Genomic DNA, 16,613 nt, shown 5'->3' on the forward strand with positions numbered 1-16,613 from the left:
TGCGGTCCAAGGCCGGCCGTGGCACAGCCGGGGGGCTGAGGTGCCGAGAGCGTCAGTCGTTGACGCAGGTGTTGCCGAACGCCGGGTTCAGCAGGGCGATCACGTTGATCGAGTTGCCGCACACGTTGACGGGGATGTGGATCGGAACCTGGATCACGTTGCCCGAGAGGACACCGGGAGAGTGGACGGCGGCACCCTCGGCACCCGCGTCCGCGAAGGCCGGGGCAGCCATGCCCAGGGCCATGATCGCGCCGGCGACGACAGCAGCGCTCTTCTTGTGCTTCACGTGCTTTCCCTTCTCTGCGGCCATGCCCCTTTGTCGGCCGAAACCGAGCGAGCACAACTTGAACGGCTCGCACCATGACCTGCAGGCTGTAAACGAGAGATGGACGACCGAAGAAACTGCGCAGCGCGCGCCGCTTGGTAATTCACTCGAATCGCCCTGAGGGGAAGGGACGCACAAGCGGCCACAGCAGGAGAAACGCTTCTTTTGGGGGCAAGGCGAAGAAGAAGCGTTTCCCTGGAAAAAGAGAGAAGAGTTCCCGGGGAGTGTTCACCCGAGAGGGATTTCAGCAGGGAAAAGGCGTCCCCCGTACGGGCGGGGACGCGAAGCCGGGCCCGGGCCGCGCGCGTCGGACGAAGCGCGCGGCCCGGGCCCGGCCAGGGGTCAGCTGTGGGCCGAGCCGTTGCCCGACAGGACCGGGATGTTGTCCACGAGGTGCGACAGCGGCTCGTCGCCCTTGGCCTGGGTGGAGTTCTCGGCGCACTGCTGGTTCTGCGGCGCGGACAGGACCGGCACGTCCTGAAGAACGGTGACCGGGACGAGGATGCCGACGAGCGAGCCCGCGTTGGCCTTGACCGGGACACCGAGGCAGAGCTTGTTCAGCGAGCCCTGCACGAGCGAGGCCTGCGGGCTCAGGTTGCCCTTGGCGACGGCGTTACCGTACGACTGCTCGGCACCGTTCCCGTTGGTGGTGGTGACGCCGTCGTCGTTGCCGATGGCCAGCGCCTGCGGGGCGGCCGCCGCCGAGACACCGACGACGGAAGCCGCGACAGCCGCCACGGCCATTGCCTTCTTGAGCATTTCTCCGGGTTCCTTTCCTGCTGTGACACATATTCCTGCTCCCACACCAACCGGAGCCGGCGGGATTGGTTCCGCGACGTCACCCGATCGGACCGTTCACAGCGTCCGAATTCACGGAACCTCTGGCCCGAGCACGTGACGTTCACACCTCGCACATGGGCCATTGGGGTGAATCGCAGCAACTATGCGGGCCGGGTTCAGTTGTCCAGGTCGCTCCGGTGGACGGGGTTACTCCAGAAGGGATCAGCAAGTGATCAAGAAGGTTATGGCTGCTGCGGCAATCGCCGCTTCCGTCGTCGGAGCCACGGCTGCCGCCGCGCCGCAGGCGCTGGCCATCGGCAACGACGGTGGCGTCACCACCACCAACGGCAACGGCGCCGCGCAGATCTACGGCAACCAGGCCACGTACGGCAACATGAGCCCGCAGATGGCGCTCATCCAGGGCTCCCTGAACAAGCCCTGCATCGGCCTGCCGGCCAAGGCCAACCTCGCGTCGCTCGTGGGCCTCATCCCGGTCACCGTCGCCCAGGACGTGCCGATCCTGTCGGCCCCGCAGAACCAGCAGTGCACCGAGAACTCCACCCAGGCCAAGGGCGACGAGCCGCTGTCGCACGTCCTGGACAACATCCCGGTCCTGTCGGGCAACGGCTCGGCCCACAGCTGACCCGTCGCCGCGTACAGCGGGCCGTCGGCACCTCCGGCGGCCCGCTGCCGCTGTCACCTCCACGACGACAGCGGCGGCGACGTCCCGGCCCCGGAGACATTCCGTGGGCCATTCGGGGCACACCCCGCAACCACACGATCCGCAGCACTGTTGATCATGACGCGGCTCCGCTCGGAGTCCGCTCTTCGAAAGGGCAAAACGAACATGAAGAAGCTCTGGGCGACCGCGGCCATTGCCGCTTCCATCGCCGGTGTCTCGGCTGCCGCCGCGCCGCAGGCGCTCGCCATCGGCAACGATGACGGCGTCACCACCACCAACGGCAACGGCTCCGTCCAGAAGTACGGCAACCAGGCCACGCACGGCGACATGAGCCCCCAGCTCTCGCTCGTGCAGGGCTCGCTGAACAAGCCCTGCGTCGGCCTGCCCGTCAAGGCGAACCTGGCTTCGCTCATCGGCGCCATCCCGGTCACCGTCCTGCAGGACGTGCCGGTCCTCTCCGCGCCGCAGAACCAGCAGTGCACCGAGAACTCCACCCAGGCCAAGGGCGACGAGCCGCTGTCGCACATCCTGGACAACATCCCGGTCCTGTCGGGCAACGGCTCCCTCGGCAGCTGATCACCCCCGGTTCCACGGACAGCGGGTCGCTCTTCGGAGCGGCCCGCTGTTCGCGTGTCCGGCGACCGGACCGGCCGCAGGACCCGTCATTTTCCGTACAGTGCCTCGATGTCGGCCGCGTGCACCGTCGTGACCGCGTGCCGCTTCACCTTCAGGGACGGCGTGAGCAGGCCGTTGTCCTCGGTGAACTCCCCTTCCACCAGGGCGAACGCGCGGATGGACTCCGCACGGGAGACGGCCGCGTTGGCGTGGTCCACCGCCTTCTGGACGTCGGCGCGCATCCGCGGGTCGCCCACGAGGTCGGAGAGCGGGGTGTCGGCGGGGAGTCCGCGGACGGCGAGCCAGTGCGTCACCGCCTCCGGGTCGAGGGTGATCAGGGCCGCGACGAACGGGCGGTTGTCGCCGACGACGAGGCACTGTCCGACGGGGGCACGGCTGCGCAGCCGGTCCTCCAGAACCGCGGGAGAGACGTTCTTGCCGCCCGTGGTGATGAGGATGTCCTTCTTGCGGCCGGTGATGGTCAGGTAGCCGTCCTGGTCCAGGGCGCCGAGGTCGCCGGTGGCGAACCATTCGTCGGTGAGGGCGGCGTCGGTGGCCGCCGGGTTGTTCCAGTAGGCGCCGAAGACGACACCGCCCTTGACGAGCACCTCGCCGTCGTCGGCGATCCGCACGGCGGTGCCGGGGACCGGCAGGCCGACCGTTCCGGGGCGCGGGCCGAGCGGCGGGACGACGGTGGCGGCGGCGGTCGTCTCGGTGAGGCCGTAGCCCTCGTAGACGAGGATTCCGGCGGCGTAGAAGAACAGGTTGAGGTCGCGGTCGAGCGGGGAGCCGCCGCTGATGGCGTAGTGCGCGCGGCCGCCGATCTCGTTGCGGATACGGCGGTAGACCAGCAGGTCGTAGAGCGCCCAGGCGGCGTACAGGCCGATGCCGGGCCCCTTGCCGGTGCCGAGGAACTTGTTCAGGTACGCCTCTCCGAAGCGCACGGCGACGCGGTCGGCGCGGTCGAAGGAGGCGCCGCGGCCCATCTTCTCGGCGGTGGCGCGGCCGGTGGCGTGGATCTTCTCGAAGAGGTACGGCACGCCGACCAGGAAGGTGGGCCGGAACTCCTTGAGCGCGGGCCGGAGTTCGTCGGGCTTGATGCTCGGGCAGTGGCCCAGCTCGATGCGGGCCATCAGGCAGGCGATCTGCAGGGTGCGGCCCATGATGTGGGCGAGCGGCAGGAAGAGGAGGGTGGACGCGGTCTGGCCGGTGACCTCCTTGAAGAGGGGGTGCAGCAGCTCGACGGTGTTGGCGGCCTCGGCGTGCAGGTTGGCGTGGGTGAGGACACAGCCCTTGGGTCTGCCGGTGGTCCCGGAGGTGTAGCAGATCGTCGCGACGGTGTCGGGGGTGAGCGCGGCGCGGCGTTTGCCGACCTCCTCGTCGCTGATGTCCCGTCCCAGGGACGCGAGTTCACCGAGGCCGCCCGCGTCGAGCTGCCAGAGGGCCGGGGGTTCGGGGTGGCCGGCGGTGCCGGCGGCCACGGTGGCCGCGTTGCCGGGGGTCTCGACGATCACGAGGCGGGCGCCGGAGTCCCGGACGATCCACTCCACCTGTGCGGCGGAGGAGGTGGCGTAGACGGGGACGGTCTGGCCGCCGGCCGCCCAGACGGCGAAGTCCAGGACCGTCCACTCGTAGCGGGTACGGGACATCACGGCGACCCGGCCGCCGGGTTCGAGGCCGGCCGCGATCAACCCCTTGGCCGTGTCGGTGACTTCGCGGGCGAAGGCGGCGGCGGTCACCGGGGTCCACGCGCCGTACTCCGGCCGGCGCAGGACGATCGCGTCGGGGGCCTCGGCCGCGTTGGTGAACGGCAGGTCGGCCGTGCTCCCGGTGGTGGGGGCCGGTGCCAGACGGGCGGTACGTGCCTCGCGGACCGTACCGCTCTCGTCCCTGACCAGTTCCACCTGACCGCGGCTCGGCAGACCCGTACGCCGCTTCGCCCGCTTCAGATCCTTGCGTACGCCCATCACGGCTCCCGGTCGCAGGGTCCTTACTCCGGGGTCAACTTACTCGTGCGTAACAGAAATTCAATGGGTCGCGCACGATCAGTTGCGGGGGGCGGGGTCCTCCGGTGGGGACCGGCGGCCGGCCGCGTGGGGCGGCCGACCGGCCACCGGTCCGGGTCCGCCGCCGGTCCCGGCCGGCTACCGGACGCAGTCCGGGTCGCAGACGTTCAGGTCGTCGGCCTGACCGATCGCGGTGGCGAGTGCCTCGACGTCCTTGTCGTCGGTGGCACGCGCCAGGTCGCGGGTGCGTGCGGCGAGTTCGTCGAGCGGGCGCCCGCCGGGCAGGGCGCTCCAGCGGGCGTCGCCCGAGCGGAGGGCGTCGGCGAAGTAGGCGGCCACGGCGGTGATCTGGAAGGTGGGCGGGGCGGCCCAGACGTCGTCGCGCAGCGAGCCGGTCAACAGTCGGCCGGAGTTCTCGTGCGGGCTGCGGCTGTCGGGGTCGAGCCAGCGGACGGTCGCGGTGGCGAGCCGGCCGGAGGCGCCGGGGCGGGTGCGGACGGCGTAGAGCGCGGTGACGGTGTGGCCGGGGCCGACCTCGCCGCCGTCCACCCGGTCGTCGCGGAAGTCGTCGTCGGCGACCTTGCGGTTGTCGTAGCCGATCAGCCGGAACTGCTCGACCGTCTCGGGGTCGAAGGCGACCTGTGCCTTGGCGTCGCGGGCCGTGAGGTCGATGTTCTGCGGGAGTTGGTCGCAGAAGACGGTGTAGGCGTCGTCGCGGCTGGAGACGTACGTCGTGTGGCCGTCGCCCTTGTCGGCGAGGCGTTCCATGAGCGCGTCGCCGTACTCGCTGCCGACCCCGACGCCGAAGAGGGTGATGCCGTGCTCGCGGCGGGCGGAGGAGATCCGTTCGAGGATGCTGTCGGCGTCGGTGTCGCCGGTGTTGGCGAGGGCGTCGGAGACGAGGACGACGCGGTTGGTGGCGCCCTCGCGCAGGCCGTCGACGGCGGTCGCGTAGCCGGTCCGCACGCCCGCCCCGAGGTTGGTCGAGTCGGTCGGCTCCAGGCGGTCGATCGCCTTGTGGACGCGGTCGCGGTGGTCGCCGATCCGGGTCATCGGCAGGACGGTCTCGGCCTCGTCGCTGAAGGTGACCAGGGCGACCGAGTCGTCGTCGCGCAGCCGGTCGGTCATCACGTCCAGGGAGGCGCGGGCCAGGTCGAGGCGGCCGGGTTCGGACATGGAGCCCGAGATGTCGATGACGAAGGTGAGGGCGGCGGGCGGGCGGCGGCTCTCGGTCTCGGCGGCGCGGGTGGCGAGGCCGACCCGGACGAGGGACCAGCGCGCGTCGTCGGTGCGGGCGCCGTCGACGGTGACGGAGAAGCCGTCGCCCTCGGGGCGTTCGTAGTCCTGGCGGAAGCTGTTGACGAACTCCTCGGGACGGACCGTGGACGGGTCGGGTGCGCGGCCGCTCGCCAGGGAGCGGCGGGCGTAGCCGTACGACGCCGTGTCGACGTCGAGGGCGAAGGTGGAGAGGTAGTCCGCCGACGGGGTGGCGTCGGGGGCGTCCGACTGTTCGCCCTGCTGGTCGCGCTCGGCGCTGCCGCCGGTCGGCCTGCCCGGGAGCGGGATGTTGTGGCGCGACTTGCTGCCGTCGGAGGAGTTGTCGCCGCCCCCCGCGCCGCATCCGGTGAGCAGGACCGCGCCGGCCGCGGCGAGGGCGAGCAGCGGAACACCCGGGCGCCGACGGCCCGCCGTCCGGGCCGTGCCGGGCCCCGTTCCTCCGCCGGACGCTGTGTGTATGTGGTTCTTCCCCATCCGTGCCCCCTCGCTCGTACGGCCCTTGTGCGGCCCGACGTGTGTGACTGTGACGGCCGAGGGGGCCCGGACGAGCGCTCAGGAGCGTTGCGGAAGAGTCTCGAACCGGCCACGGCGACGGGGCTTCGAGACCGGTGGGTGATCTTCCGGAGACCTGGAGGTGTCGCCGGCTTCGGCCGGCGGCACCCGAGGACGCCGCTACGACACGATGTCCTTGTGCCGGAAGCCGCGGAAGGCGAGGGCGAACAGCACGAGCGCGTACGTCACCGAGATCGCCGTGCCCTGGATCATGCCGCCCCACTCCGGGGTGGGCTGGACGGCGTCGGCCCAGGCGAACTGCCAGTGGGCGGGCAGGAAGTCGCGCCAGTGGCCGAGGGCGGTGACCGCGTCCAGGACATTGCCGACGATGGTCAGGCCGACCGCACCGCCGACCGCGCCGAGCGGGGCGTCCGTCTTCGTCGACAGCCAGAACGCGAGCCCCGCGGTGACCAGTTGGGACACGAAGATGTACGCGATCACGACGAGCAGGCGCTGGGTGGCGGTGCCCGCGGAGAGCGCGCCGCCGGTCGGGATCTCCAGCGGGCCCCAGCCGTAGGCGGCGGTGCCGACGGCGAGCGCGACGACCGGCAGCAGGACCATCGCGGCGAGGCTGAGGCCGAGCGCCACGGTGAGCTTGGACCACAGCAGCCGCGTTCTCGGCACGGGGGCCGCCAGCAGGTAGCGCAGGGAGGACCAGCTGGCCTCCGAGGCGATGGTGTCGCCGCAGAACAGGGCGACCGGGATCACCAGGAGGAATCCGGCGGAGACGAACAGGTTCACCGCGGCGAAGTTGGCGCCCGACGCGGTGGCCGTGTCCATCAGGGTGACCTGGCCGTTGCGCCCGCCCGGCCCGCCGCCGATCGCGAACGCCGCGACGAGGACGAAGGGCAGGAGCGCGAGGATCGCGCCCATCACTAGGGTGCGGCGGCGCTTCAGCTGGCGGATCAGCTCCACGCGCAGCGGCAGGGTGCGGCGCGCCCGGTACCCGTCCGCCGTCTCGGTCCGCTGGACGAGCGTGCTCATGCGGAGCCTCCGATCAGGGTGAGGAACGCGTCTTCCAGCCGGCGGTGGGGTCCCACCGACGCCACCGGCACGTCGAGCCGCACGAGTTCGGCGACGAGCCGCTGCGCGCTGCCGTCGGCGCCGAGACGGACGAGCAGTCCGTCGTCGGTGGCGAGGGCCGACACGACGCCCGGGAGGGCGCCGACCTTCTCGACGAGGGGTGCGTCGAGGGGTGTTCCAGTGCCGACGAGCAGGGTGTCGCCGGAGCCGATGATCTCGGCGACGGGGCCCGCCTGGACGAGCCGGCCGCGGTCCATGACCACCAGGTGGGTGCAGGACTGCTCGACCTCGGCGAGGAGGTGGCTGGAGACGATGACGGTGCGGCCCGCCGCGGCGTACCGGATCATCACCCCGCGCATCTCACGGATCTGCGGCGGGTCCAGGCCGTTGGTCGGTTCGTCGAGGATCAGCAGGTCCGGGAGGCCGAGCATGGCCTGCGCGATGGCGAGGCGCTGGCGCATGCCCTGGGAGTAGGTGCGTACGGCGCGGGCCAGCGCGTCGCCGAGTCCGGCGATCTCCAGGGCCTCTTCGAGGTGGGCGTCCTCGGCGGGCCTGCCGGTGGCCTGCCAGTACAGCTCCAGGTTCTCCCGGCCGGAGAGGTGCGGGAGGAAGCCGGCGCCCTCGACGAACGCGCCGACCCGGGAGAGGACGGGAGCGCCGGGGCGGATGGCGTGCCCGAAGACACGGATCTCGCCGTCGTCGGGCTTGATGAGGCCCATCAACATGCGCAGAGTGGTCGTCTTGCCCGCGCCGTTCGGCCCGAGCAGACCGAGGACCTGCCCCTTCTCCACCCGGAACGCCAGGTCGCGCACCGCGTACCGGTCGGCCGACTTCGCGTACCGCTTGCTGAGGTCGGTGATCTGGAGCGGGACCTCGGCGAGCGCGGGGTCGGGCGCCGGGGCGGTGGTGCGGCGGCGGCCGGTGAACAGCAGGGCCAGCGCGGCGAGCGCGCCGGCGACCGGCAGCCACCACACCCAGGAGGGGAGCGGGGCCGCGGCGGTCGTCACGCCGGGGGCCGTCGGCACCTGGAGCGCGCTCTTGAGCGACACGGTGTACGTGGCCGGGGCCGCCGGGGAGGCGTAGCCGAGGTCCGTCGAGGCGAGGACCAGGCGGAGCCGGTGGCCCTTCTGGACCTCGTGGTCGACGGCGGGAAGGGTGAGGCGGACGTCCTTGCCGGACTTCGCGCCCTCCACGCGCACGGGGGTGACGAGTTGGGAGGGCAGCACCTGACGCCTGCCGTCCGGGCCGACGTCGTACACCTTCCCGAAGAGGACGGCGTCGTCGGTGCTGGACCGCACGTGCACCGTCACCGTGGGCGAGCCGGTGACGCGCAGGTCGTCCCGGAAGGGCGCGGACTGGAAGTGGGCGTACTGGCCGGGGAAGTCGATGCCGATGCCGACACCCAGGGAGGAGAGCTGGGTGAGGCCTCCCGAGTCGCCGAGCCCGGGCAGGGCGGAGATGGCGGGCGGGCTGGCGCCGGCCGGGTTCTGGAAGGTCTGCTCCCGGCCGGTCAGCGCGACGGTGTGCCGGCCGCTCTCCAGTCCGGGGTAGCGGTCGGCGCTCGCGCCGCGCAGCAGGGCGGCGCCGTCGGTGGAGTCGATGCCTCCGGTGCGGGTGACGCGGAAGGCGGGGCCGGTGTCGGCGCCCTTGTCGTCCTTCAGGTAGCGGTCGAACCAGGACGCGGCGCGGGAGCTGACGCGGTCCGCCTCCATGTCGCCGCCGTCGTGCCCGCCGGAGATCCAGTCGACCTTCACGGGCGCGCGGTTGGCGCGCAGCGCCTTCTCCATCGCGTCGGCCTGGCCGAGCGGGAAGAGGGAGTCCGTCTGGCCCTGCGCGATGAGGGTGGGGACTTTGATGCGGTCGGCGACGACCTCGGGGCTGCGCTCCTGGAGGAGCTTCTCCGCCGCGGCGTCCGGCTTCCCGGACTCCGCGACCCGGTTGTACATCGCGCACAGGTCGGCCTCGAACCGCTCGCAGCCGCCGCCCGAGTTGATGAAGAGGCCGGCCCAGACCTTCTTGAACACGCCGTTCGGGAAGAGGGCGTCGGCGAGGTTCCAGTACGTGATGGACGGGGCGATGGCGTCGACGCGCGGGTCGTGGGCCGCGGTCAGCAGGGAGACGGCCCCGCCGTAGGACGCGCCGGCCATGCCCACGCGCGGGTCGCCGCTCTTGTCGAGCCGGACCTCGGGGCGCTCGGCCAGCCAGTCGATGAGCCGGGAGGCGTCGGCGACCTCGCCCCGCGGGTCGTTCAGTCCGATCTTCCCCGTGGACCTGCCGAAGCCGCGGGCGGACCAGGTCAGTACCGCGTACCCGTCGCGGGCCAGCTTCTCGGCCTCGCCGCGGACGTCCGCCTTGCTGCCGCCGAAGCCGTGCGCGAGGAGGACGGCGGGCCGGCGCTGTGTGGAGGGGCCCGTGGTGAAGTAGGAGGTGTCGATCCGCACGCCGCCGCCCATGGACATCATCCGGTCGCTGCGGTGCACGCCCTGGGGGTCGTCGGAGGCGACGGCCGTCCACGTACCCGCGCCGGCGAGCACGACGAGGGCCGCGGCGGCGGCCGCCCACCTCCAGCGGGCTCGCGCGTCCGTCCGTGCGGGCAGGCGTCCCCGGCGCGGCAGACGCGGCCGGGGCAGTCGAAGATCCATGCCTCAACGGTACGGGTGCCCACGGACATCCGGGGCAGCCGCCCGGCTGAACCGGGGCCCCTCCCACGGGAGTACGGTGCGGCCTCCGCGTACCGCGTCCGTGGTACGAACGGGCCCATGGAGATGCGCCGCGCCACCGCCGTCGGGGAACTGACCGCCGCCGAGTACCTCTTCGACAACCCCGTGCGTCCCGAGTGGGCGCGGCGGTTCCTGGAGACCCAGGGGCATCACCTGTACCTGGCCTACGAGGACGAGGAGCCCGTCGGCTTCGTCAGCGGCGTCGAGACCGTGCACCCGGACAAGGGCACCGAGATGTTCCTGTACGAGCTGGCGGTGGCGGAGCCGTTCCGGCGGCGCGGGACCGGTCGGGCGCTGGTCCGTGAACTCGCCTCCCTGGCACGGGAACGCGGCTGTTACGGGATGTGGGTGGGCGTGGACACCGGGAACGACGTCGCCCTTGCCGTGTACCGCAGTGCGGGGGGCAAGGACGACGGGACGTGCACGGTGGTGACGTGGGAGTTCGGCTGAGGCCGCCCGTCCCGCGGAGGGCCGGGCGCTCCGGGGGTGCCGGTCAGACCTGCTCGTCCTCCGGGATCGACACCAGCCAGCGGGTCCCACGGCGCGGGCGCAGGTAGAAGGCCCAGTACAGGGTGGCGACCGCGGTGATGCCGCCGGTCCACAGCAGGTAGACCGTTTCCTGCTGGGTCAGGATGTAGGCGAGGACCGCGATCAGCACGACCGGGACGGCGGGCCACAACGGCATCCGCCAGGCGGGCGTGTGGCGGTGCCGGTCGCGCCGGGCGAGCAGCGCGGCGACCGCGACGAGCAGGTACATCGCCGTCACGGAGACGCCCGTCACGCCGTACAGCGTGTCCAGGTTGACGAAGCAGAGGGCCGCGCCGGGGACGCCGACCAGGAGGGTGGCGACCCAGGGCGAGCCGAAGCGGCCGAGCCGGGACAGTCCCTTGTTGACCGGGGCGGGCCACGCCTTGTCACGGGCCGAGGCGAACAGGACGCGGGAGTTCTGGATGACCATGACGATGCCCGCGTTGATGATCGCGAGGGCCACGCAGAGGCTGACGAAGGTGCCGACGGCGGAGTTGGACCAGGCCGTGACCATCGTGCTGATGTCGCCGCCGGTGAGGGCGGACAGGTCGGGGGCGCCCATGGTGATGGCGACGACCGGGACCAGGATGATGACGGTGGAGATGGCGAGCGTGGCGAGGACCGTGCGGGCGACGTTGCGGCGCGGGTCCTCCAGCTCCTCGGAGAGATAGACCGCGGTCGAGAAGCCCTGGGTGATGAAGAGGGCGATGGCGAGCCCCGAGACGACCAGCATGGCCGTCACGGTGTCCGTGTGGCCGCCGGAGCCGGAGACCTGCATGGAGACGAGGCTGCCGGCGCCGCGCTCGCTGTGCGCGAAGCCGAGGACGGCGACGACCGCCGCGGCGATGACTTCGAGGACCAGGAAGATGCCGGTGATCCAGGCATTGGCGCGCAGGTCGAGCAGGCCCGCGAGGGTGGCCAGGAGCATCACCGCGGCGCCGGCGATCGAGGGGTTCAGATGCACGATGGGCGCCAGGTAGTCCGCGGTGCCCATGGCGATCACCGGCGGCACGATCATGACGACCAGCAGGGAGAGCACGAAGACCAGCCAGCCCGCGAGGCGTCCGGCCATCGTGGAGACCATGGCGTACTCACCGCCGGCGCTGGGGATGAGGGTGCCCAGCTCCGAGTAGCAGAACGCCACGGCGATACAGAGCACGGAGCCGATCGCGATGGTGAGCGCGGTGGCCGTGCCGAGGGACGAGAACAGGTCGGGAACCACGACGAACAGCGTCGACGCGGGTGTCACGCACGAGAGCGTCAGCAGGGTGCCGCCGACGATTCCGATGGAACGCTTGAGCTTTTGGGGGTTCTCGGTCGCCGTGGGCGCGGCGTCCGGGACGGCGGTCTCGACAGGGCGGAGCGTGTCGGTCATGAAGCGGTTCCGATCGACTCGTTCGTCAGGTGGTTCGGGCGGGAGCGTTATCGCCTCCGGCGGCTCGTGTCGTACGTCTCGTCGTCCGCTCCCGCGTTGATGGAACCTTGACGGAAACCGTTGCGTCAATGGCCGTTTACCTACGGAATCCGCAGTAGCGGAGCGACGCACGTCACATCGCATTCCCAGGCTTCGGCGCCTATACGTGACAATCATCAATACCCAGTCGAATATGACCTTGCTTTCGAAGGTGCTTCCTCCAACTCGCCTGCGGTACCCGTTTCATCACCGCATGACGAGAACCGCAGTCGAGACCCCGAAACTCGCCAGGATTGGTCCGCACTCCGGACGCCTCCGGCCGCACGGACCCGGAACGCCACCGAGCTGATGAGGAACACCACGGCCGGGCGGAAGGAGCCCGGACACGACGGTGCCCCGTCTCCGCCCGGTGGGCGACGGAGACGGGGCACCGGATGCTCAATGGTTGCGCGGGAAGCCCAGGTCGACGCCTGTCGGAGCCTCGGAGGGGTCCGGCCAGCGGGTGGTGACGACCTTGCCGCGGGTGTAGAAGTGCGTGCCGTCGTTGCCGTAGATGTGGTGGTCCCCGAAGAGGGAGTCCTTCCAGCCGCCGAAGGAGTGGTAGCCGACGGGGACCGGGATCGGCACGTTCACGCCGACCATGCCCGCCTCGACCTCCAGCTGGAAGCGGCGGGCGGCGCCGCCGTCCCGGGTGAAGATCGCGGTGCCGTTGCCGAAGGGGGACGCGTTGATCAGCGCCACGCCCTCCTCGTAGGTGTCCACGCGCAGCACGCACAGCACCGGGCCGAAGATCTCGTCCTTGTACGCGTCCGCCGTCACCGGCACCCGGTCCAGGAGCGAGAGGCCGATCCAGTGGCCGTCCTCGTGGCCCTCGACCGTGTAGCCCGTGCCGTCGAGGACGACCTCGGAGCCCTGGGCGGCGGCGCCGCTCACGTACGAGGCGACCTTGTCGCGGTGGGCGGCGGTGATCAGCGGGCCCATCTCGGACGCCGGGTCGTTGCCGGGACCGATCTTGATCTTCTCGGCGCGCTCACGGATCCTGGCCACCAGCTCGTCGCCGATGGAGCCGACCGCCACGACCGCGGAGATCGCCATGCAGCGCTCGCCGGCCGACCCGTAGGCGGCGGAGACGGCGGCGTCGGCCGCCGCGTCCAGGTCGGCGTCCGGCAGGACCAGCATGTGGTTCTTGGCGCCGCCCAGAGCCTGCACGCGCTTGTGGTTGGCGGCGGCGGTGGTGTGGATGTGCCGGGCGATCGGCGTCGAACCCACGAAGGACACGGCCGCTACGTCCGGGTGCTCCAGGAGACGGTCGACGGCGACCTTGTCACCGTGTACGACGTTGAAGACGCCCTCGGGCAGACCGGCCTCGGCCAGCAGCTCGGCGAGCTTCATCGCGGCCGACGGGTCCTTCTCGGACGGCTTGAGGACGAAGGTGTTGCCGCACGCGATGGCGATCGGGAACATCCACATCGGCACCATGGCCGGGAAGTTGAACGGGGTGATGCCCACGACGACGCCGAGCGACTGGCGGATCGAGGACACGTCGACCCGGGAGGCCACCTCGGTCGACAGCTCGCCCTTCAGCTGCACGGTGATCCCGCACGCCAGGTCGACGATCTCCAGGCCGCGCGCGACCTCGCCGAGCGCGTCCGAGTGGACCTTGCCGTGCTCGGCGGTGATCAGCGCGGCGATGTCGTCGCGGTGGGCGTCGAGCAGCGCGCGGAACTTGAAGAGGATCGAGGTCCGCTTGGCCAGCGACGAGGTGCCCCACGTCGCGTACGCGTCCTTCGCGGCGGCGACCGCGGCGTCGACCTCCTCGACGCTCGCGAACGCGACCCGCGTGGTCACGGCCCCGGTCGCCGGGTCCGTGACCGGCCCGTACGTACCCGAGGCGCCCGCGGCGTTTCCAACGGGCTTGCCACCGATCCAGTGGTCGACGGTCTTCGTCATGGCCAAAAACTCCTTCACAGATGGCGGCGTCGGGCGGCGACGTGCCGGTCGTACTCCTCGCGGGCCGCCACCGCCGACGATCGGGTCGCGGTCTCGGCCACGGGTACATCCCACCAGGCCTGGGCCGGAGGCGCGCCCGACACTGTGTCTGCCGTTTCGGTCTCCACGTAGACACAAGTGGGAGTGTCCGCGGCACGCGCCTCGGCGAGGGCGGTCCGCAGGTCACGCACGGTCTTCGCGCGCAGAACCCGCATGCCCAGGCTGGCCGCGTTGGCCGCGAGATCGACCGGCAGCGGCGCCCCCGTGAACGTACGGTCCGCCGCGCGGTAGCGGTAGGCGGTGCCGTACCTCTCGGCGCCCACCGAGGCGGAGAGGCCGCCGATGGACGCGTACCCGTGGTTCTGCAGGACGACGACCTTGATCGCGACGCCCTCCTGGACGGCGGTGACGATCTCGGTCGGATTCATCAGATACGTGCCGTCCCCGACCAGCGCCCACACGGGCCGGTCCGGGGCCGCCATCCGGACGCCGATCGCGGCCGGGATCTCGTAGCCCATGCACGAGTAGCCGTACTCGACGTGGTACTGGTCCCGTGACCGCGCCCGCCACAGCTTGTGCAGGTCACCCGGGAGCGAACCGGCCGCGTTGATCAGGATGTCGTCCTCGGTGACCAGCTCGTCGAGGACGCCCAGGACCTGCGGCTGGGTGGGCCGGATGTCGATGTCCTCGGCCTCGTAGGCCGCGTCGACGCGGTACTCCCAGCGCTCCTTGTCGTCCGTGTACTCGGTGACGTAGGCGGGCTCGGCGCGGTGCCGGTGGGGCAACAGCGCCCCGGTGAGCGCCTCCAGACCGGCGCGCGCGTCGGCGATCAGCGGGATGCCGGAGAGCTTGTGACCGTCGTACGCGGCGACGTTCAGGTTGAGGAAGCGGACACCGGAGGCGCCGAACAGGGTGCCCGAGGCGGTCGTGAAGTCCGTGTAGCGGGTGCCGACGCCGATCACCAGGTCGGCGGTGCGGGCCAGCTCGTCGGCGGTCGCCGTGCCGGTGTGCCCGATGCCGCCGACGTCCTGCGGGTGGTCCCAGCGCAGCGAGCCCTTGCCCGCCTGGGTGGAGGCCACCGGTATGCGCGTGGCGGAGGCCAGTTCGGCGAGGGCCTCCTCGGCGCGGCTGTGGTGGACCCCGCCGCCCGCGACGATCAGCGGACGCCTGGCCGAGCGGACCGCGGCGACGGCGGCGGCCAGCTCGCCGGGGTCGCTGGCCGGGCGCCGCACGGTCCAGGTCCGCTCGGCGAAGAACTCCTCGGGCCAGTCGTACGCCTCCGCCTGCACGTCCTGCGGCAGCGCGAGCGTGACGGCACCGGTGTCGACGGGGTCGGTGAGCACGCGCATCGCCTGGAGGGCCGCCGGGATCAGCGCCTCGGGGCGGGAGATCCGGTCGAAGTAGCGCGACACCGGGCGCAGGCAGTCGTTGACCGACACGTCGCCGGCGAAGGGCACCTCGAGCTGCTGGAGCACCGGGTCGGCGGGGCGGGTCGCGAAGACGTCGCCGGGCAGCAGCAGGACGGGCAGGTGGTTGACCGTGGCGAGTGCCGCGCCGGTGACGAGGTTGGTGGCGCCGGGGCCGATGGAGGTCGTCACGGCGTGCGTCGACAGCCGGTTGCTCTGCCGCGCGTAGCCGACCGCCGCGTGCACCATCGCCTGTTCGTTGCGGCCCTGGTGGTACGGCATGACGTCCGCGTACTCGACGAGCGCCTGGCCGATCCCGGCGACGTTCCCGTGCCCGAAGATGCCCCAGGTGGCACCGATCAGCCGGTGTCGCGCGCCGTCCCGCTCGGTGTGCTGGGCGGCCAGGAACCGCACCAGCGCCTGCGCGACCGTCAGCCTCGTCGTCGAGGTCATCGGTATCCCCTTGTGCTCTCTGCGTGTCCCGGGTGGAAGCGGGTCCGCCACTCCCTGTCCCTGCCCGGCCCCGCCATGACGTTCAGGTAGTACATGGCGTGGCCGGGCTGGGCGATGGACGGGCCGTGCCATCCGTCGGGGACGAGGACGGCATCGCCGGTGCGGACCTCGGCGAGGACGTCCGAACCGCCCTCACGGGAAGGGAATACGCGCTGATAGCCGAATCCGTTCGGGCCGTCGATCTCGAAGTAGTAGATCTCCTCCAGCCGGGACTCGACCCCGGGCACGTCCTCGTCGTGCTTGTGCGGCGGGTACGAGGACCAGTTGCCGCCGGGGGTGATCACCTCGACGGCGATCAGCCGGTCGCACGCGAAGACGTCCGCGGCGGCGAAGTTGCGCACCTGGCGGGCGCAGACGCCGCTGCCGCGGTGCTCGACGGGAACCTCCGGCGCGGGGCCGTAGCGGGCGGGGAGTCGGCGCTCGCACTTCGCTCCTGCCAGGGCGAAGCGGCCTCCCACGCCGGAGGCGATATGGGCCAGGGCGTCACGGGGCACGTAGGCGAAGTCGGTGACTCCGTCGAACACGCCCTCTCTGCCCAGGAGATGGAACTCGTTCTCGTCCATGCCGTCCTTGGTGCGGACCGTGCAGCCGCCGGCGAGCGGGAGCACGATCCACTCGCTGTCGCCGGCGGTGAAGGTATGAGTACCCCCTGCTGCCAGTTCCACGATCCGCAGGGCGCTGTGGGTCCAGCCGGCCCGCGCGGGGTCGATGTCGAGCGCGTAGTGGGCGTCGGCGGCGGTGCCTCTCGGCACGTGCAGCCCGGCGCCCGGACGGCTCACGCG

13 protein-coding genes are annotated in these 16,613 nt (G+C 71.5%); 3 read left to right on the plus strand and 10 right to left on the minus strand.

Features of this window, described 5'->3' with window-relative positions; translation table 11 throughout:
- Positions 1–52: 52 nt before the first annotated feature.
- Both ACIRQH_RS21840 and ACIRQH_RS21845 read right to left on the minus strand, forming a co-directional pair.
- Positions 53–310: a chaplin gene (locus ACIRQH_RS21840; protein ID WP_358814849.1), complete on the minus strand. Its 258-nt coding sequence runs from the start codon at positions 308–310 to the stop codon at positions 53–55.
- Between the two features lie 357 nt (positions 311–667).
- Positions 668–1,084: a rodlin gene (locus tag ACIRQH_RS21845; protein ID WP_388865912.1), complete on the minus strand. Its 417-nt coding sequence runs from the start codon at positions 1,082–1,084 to the stop codon at positions 668–670.
- A 250-nt stretch (positions 1,085–1,334) separates the two neighbouring features.
- Here ACIRQH_RS21845 and ACIRQH_RS21850 point away from each other — a divergent pair, with 250 nt between their 5' ends.
- Together ACIRQH_RS21850 and ACIRQH_RS21855 are read left to right on the plus strand one after the other, a co-directional pair.
- Positions 1,335–1,748: a rodlin gene (locus ACIRQH_RS21850; RefSeq protein WP_355863205.1), complete on the plus strand. Its 414-nt coding sequence runs from the start codon at positions 1,335–1,337 to the stop codon at positions 1,746–1,748.
- Positions 1,749–1,952: 204 nt separating this feature from the next.
- Complete coding sequence (locus ACIRQH_RS21855; RefSeq protein WP_404226836.1) at positions 1,953–2,363, plus strand: rodlin; 411 nt, start codon at positions 1,953–1,955, stop codon at positions 2,361–2,363.
- Between the two features lie 86 nt (positions 2,364–2,449).
- On the opposite strand, the gene ACIRQH_RS21860 is transcribed toward ACIRQH_RS21855, so the two are convergent.
- The 4 genes from ACIRQH_RS21860 to ACIRQH_RS21875 form a co-directional block, all read right to left on the minus strand.
- The gene (locus tag ACIRQH_RS21860) at positions 2,450–4,369 is read right to left on the minus strand and encodes an AMP-dependent synthetase/ligase (RefSeq protein WP_404226837.1); all 1,920 of its coding nucleotides are present in this window, start codon (positions 4,367–4,369) and stop codon (positions 2,450–2,452) included.
- A 177-nt stretch (positions 4,370–4,546) separates the two neighbouring features.
- Complete coding sequence (locus tag ACIRQH_RS21865) at positions 4,547–6,160, minus strand: von Willebrand factor type A domain-containing protein (RefSeq protein WP_404226838.1); 1,614 nt, start codon at positions 6,158–6,160, stop codon at positions 4,547–4,549.
- Positions 6,161–6,358: 198 nt separating this feature from the next.
- Complete coding sequence (locus ACIRQH_RS21870) at positions 6,359–7,222, minus strand: ABC transporter permease (RefSeq protein WP_358814854.1); 864 nt, start codon at positions 7,220–7,222, stop codon at positions 6,359–6,361.
- Entirely contained in the window at positions 7,219–9,903 is a 2,685-nt protein-coding gene (locus ACIRQH_RS21875) for an alpha/beta fold hydrolase (protein ID WP_404226839.1), read from the minus strand. Before ACIRQH_RS21875 ends, ACIRQH_RS21870 begins: the two co-directional genes overlap by 4 nt.
- A gap of 117 nt (positions 9,904–10,020) precedes the next feature.
- Here ACIRQH_RS21875 and ACIRQH_RS21880 point away from each other — a divergent pair, with 117 nt between their 5' ends.
- Positions 10,021–10,431, plus strand: coding sequence for a GNAT family N-acetyltransferase (locus ACIRQH_RS21880; RefSeq protein WP_358814856.1), 411 nt, complete (start codon positions 10,021–10,023; stop codon positions 10,429–10,431).
- Between the two features lie 43 nt (positions 10,432–10,474).
- On the opposite strand, the gene ACIRQH_RS21885 is transcribed toward ACIRQH_RS21880, so the two are convergent.
- The 4 genes from ACIRQH_RS21885 to iolB all read right to left on the minus strand — a co-directional run bounded on the left by ACIRQH_RS21885 (position 10,475) and on the right by iolB (position 16,610).
- Positions 10,475–11,884 carry an APC family permease gene (locus ACIRQH_RS21885; RefSeq protein WP_404226840.1) on the minus strand — a complete coding sequence of 470 codons (1,410 nt, stop codon included), beginning with the start codon at positions 11,882–11,884 and terminating at the stop codon, positions 10,475–10,477.
- Between the two features lie 477 nt (positions 11,885–12,361).
- Positions 12,362–13,873, minus strand: coding sequence for a CoA-acylating methylmalonate-semialdehyde dehydrogenase (gene mmsA / locus ACIRQH_RS21890; RefSeq protein WP_388865927.1), 1,512 nt, complete (start codon positions 13,871–13,873; stop codon positions 12,362–12,364).
- A 14-nt stretch (positions 13,874–13,887) separates the two neighbouring features.
- Positions 13,888–15,771, minus strand: a complete 1,884-nt coding sequence (iolD, locus tag ACIRQH_RS21895; protein ID WP_404226841.1) for a 3D-(3,5/4)-trihydroxycyclohexane-1,2-dione acylhydrolase (decyclizing) — start codon at positions 15,769–15,771, stop codon at positions 13,888–13,890.
- A complete protein-coding gene (gene iolB / locus ACIRQH_RS21900; RefSeq protein ID WP_388931066.1) occupies positions 15,768–16,610 on the minus strand; it encodes a 5-deoxy-glucuronate isomerase in 843 nt (280 codons plus the stop codon). Before iolB ends, iolD begins: the two co-directional genes overlap by 4 nt.
- Positions 16,611–16,613 lie beyond the last annotated feature (3 nt).

The sequence above is a fragment of the Streptomyces sp. NPDC102279 genome, assembly GCF_044766365.1.
Classification (GTDB): Bacteria; Actinomycetota; Actinomycetes; order Streptomycetales; family Streptomycetaceae; genus Streptomyces.

Bases quoted from the DNA above. Each gene is read 5' to 3' on its own strand.
- ACIRQH_RS21840 (WP_358814849.1), bottom strand. From the start codon at position 310: ATGGCCGCAGAGAAGGGAAAGCACGTGAAGCACAAGAAGAGCGCTGCT.
- ACIRQH_RS21845 (WP_388865912.1), bottom strand. From the start codon at position 1,084: ATGCTCAAGAAGGCAATGGCCGTGGCGGCTGTCGCGGCTTCCGTCGTC.
- ACIRQH_RS21855 (WP_404226836.1), top strand. From the start codon at position 1,953: ATGAAGAAGCTCTGGGCGACCGCGGCCATTGCCGCTTCCATCGCCGGT.
- ACIRQH_RS21860 (WP_404226837.1), bottom strand. From the start codon at position 4,369: ATGGGCGTACGCAAGGATCTGAAGCGGGCGAAGCGGCGTACGGGTCTG.
- ACIRQH_RS21865 (WP_404226838.1), bottom strand. From the start codon at position 6,160: ATGGGGAAGAACCACATACACACAGCGTCCGGCGGAGGAACGGGGCCC.
- ACIRQH_RS21870 (WP_358814854.1), bottom strand. From the start codon at position 7,222: ATGAGCACGCTCGTCCAGCGGACCGAGACGGCGGACGGGTACCGGGCG.
- ACIRQH_RS21875 (WP_404226839.1), bottom strand. From the start codon at position 9,903: ATGGATCTTCGACTGCCCCGGCCGCGTCTGCCGCGCCGGGGACGCCTG.
- ACIRQH_RS21880 (WP_358814856.1), top strand. From the start codon at position 10,021: ATGGAGATGCGCCGCGCCACCGCCGTCGGGGAACTGACCGCCGCCGAG.
- ACIRQH_RS21885 (WP_404226840.1), bottom strand. From the start codon at position 11,884: ATGACCGACACGCTCCGCCCTGTCGAGACCGCCGTCCCGGACGCCGCG.
- mmsA (WP_388865927.1), bottom strand. From the start codon at position 13,873: ATGACGAAGACCGTCGACCACTGGATCGGTGGCAAGCCCGTTGGAAAC.
- iolD (WP_404226841.1), bottom strand. From the start codon at position 15,771: ATGACCTCGACGACGAGGCTGACGGTCGCGCAGGCGCTGGTGCGGTTC.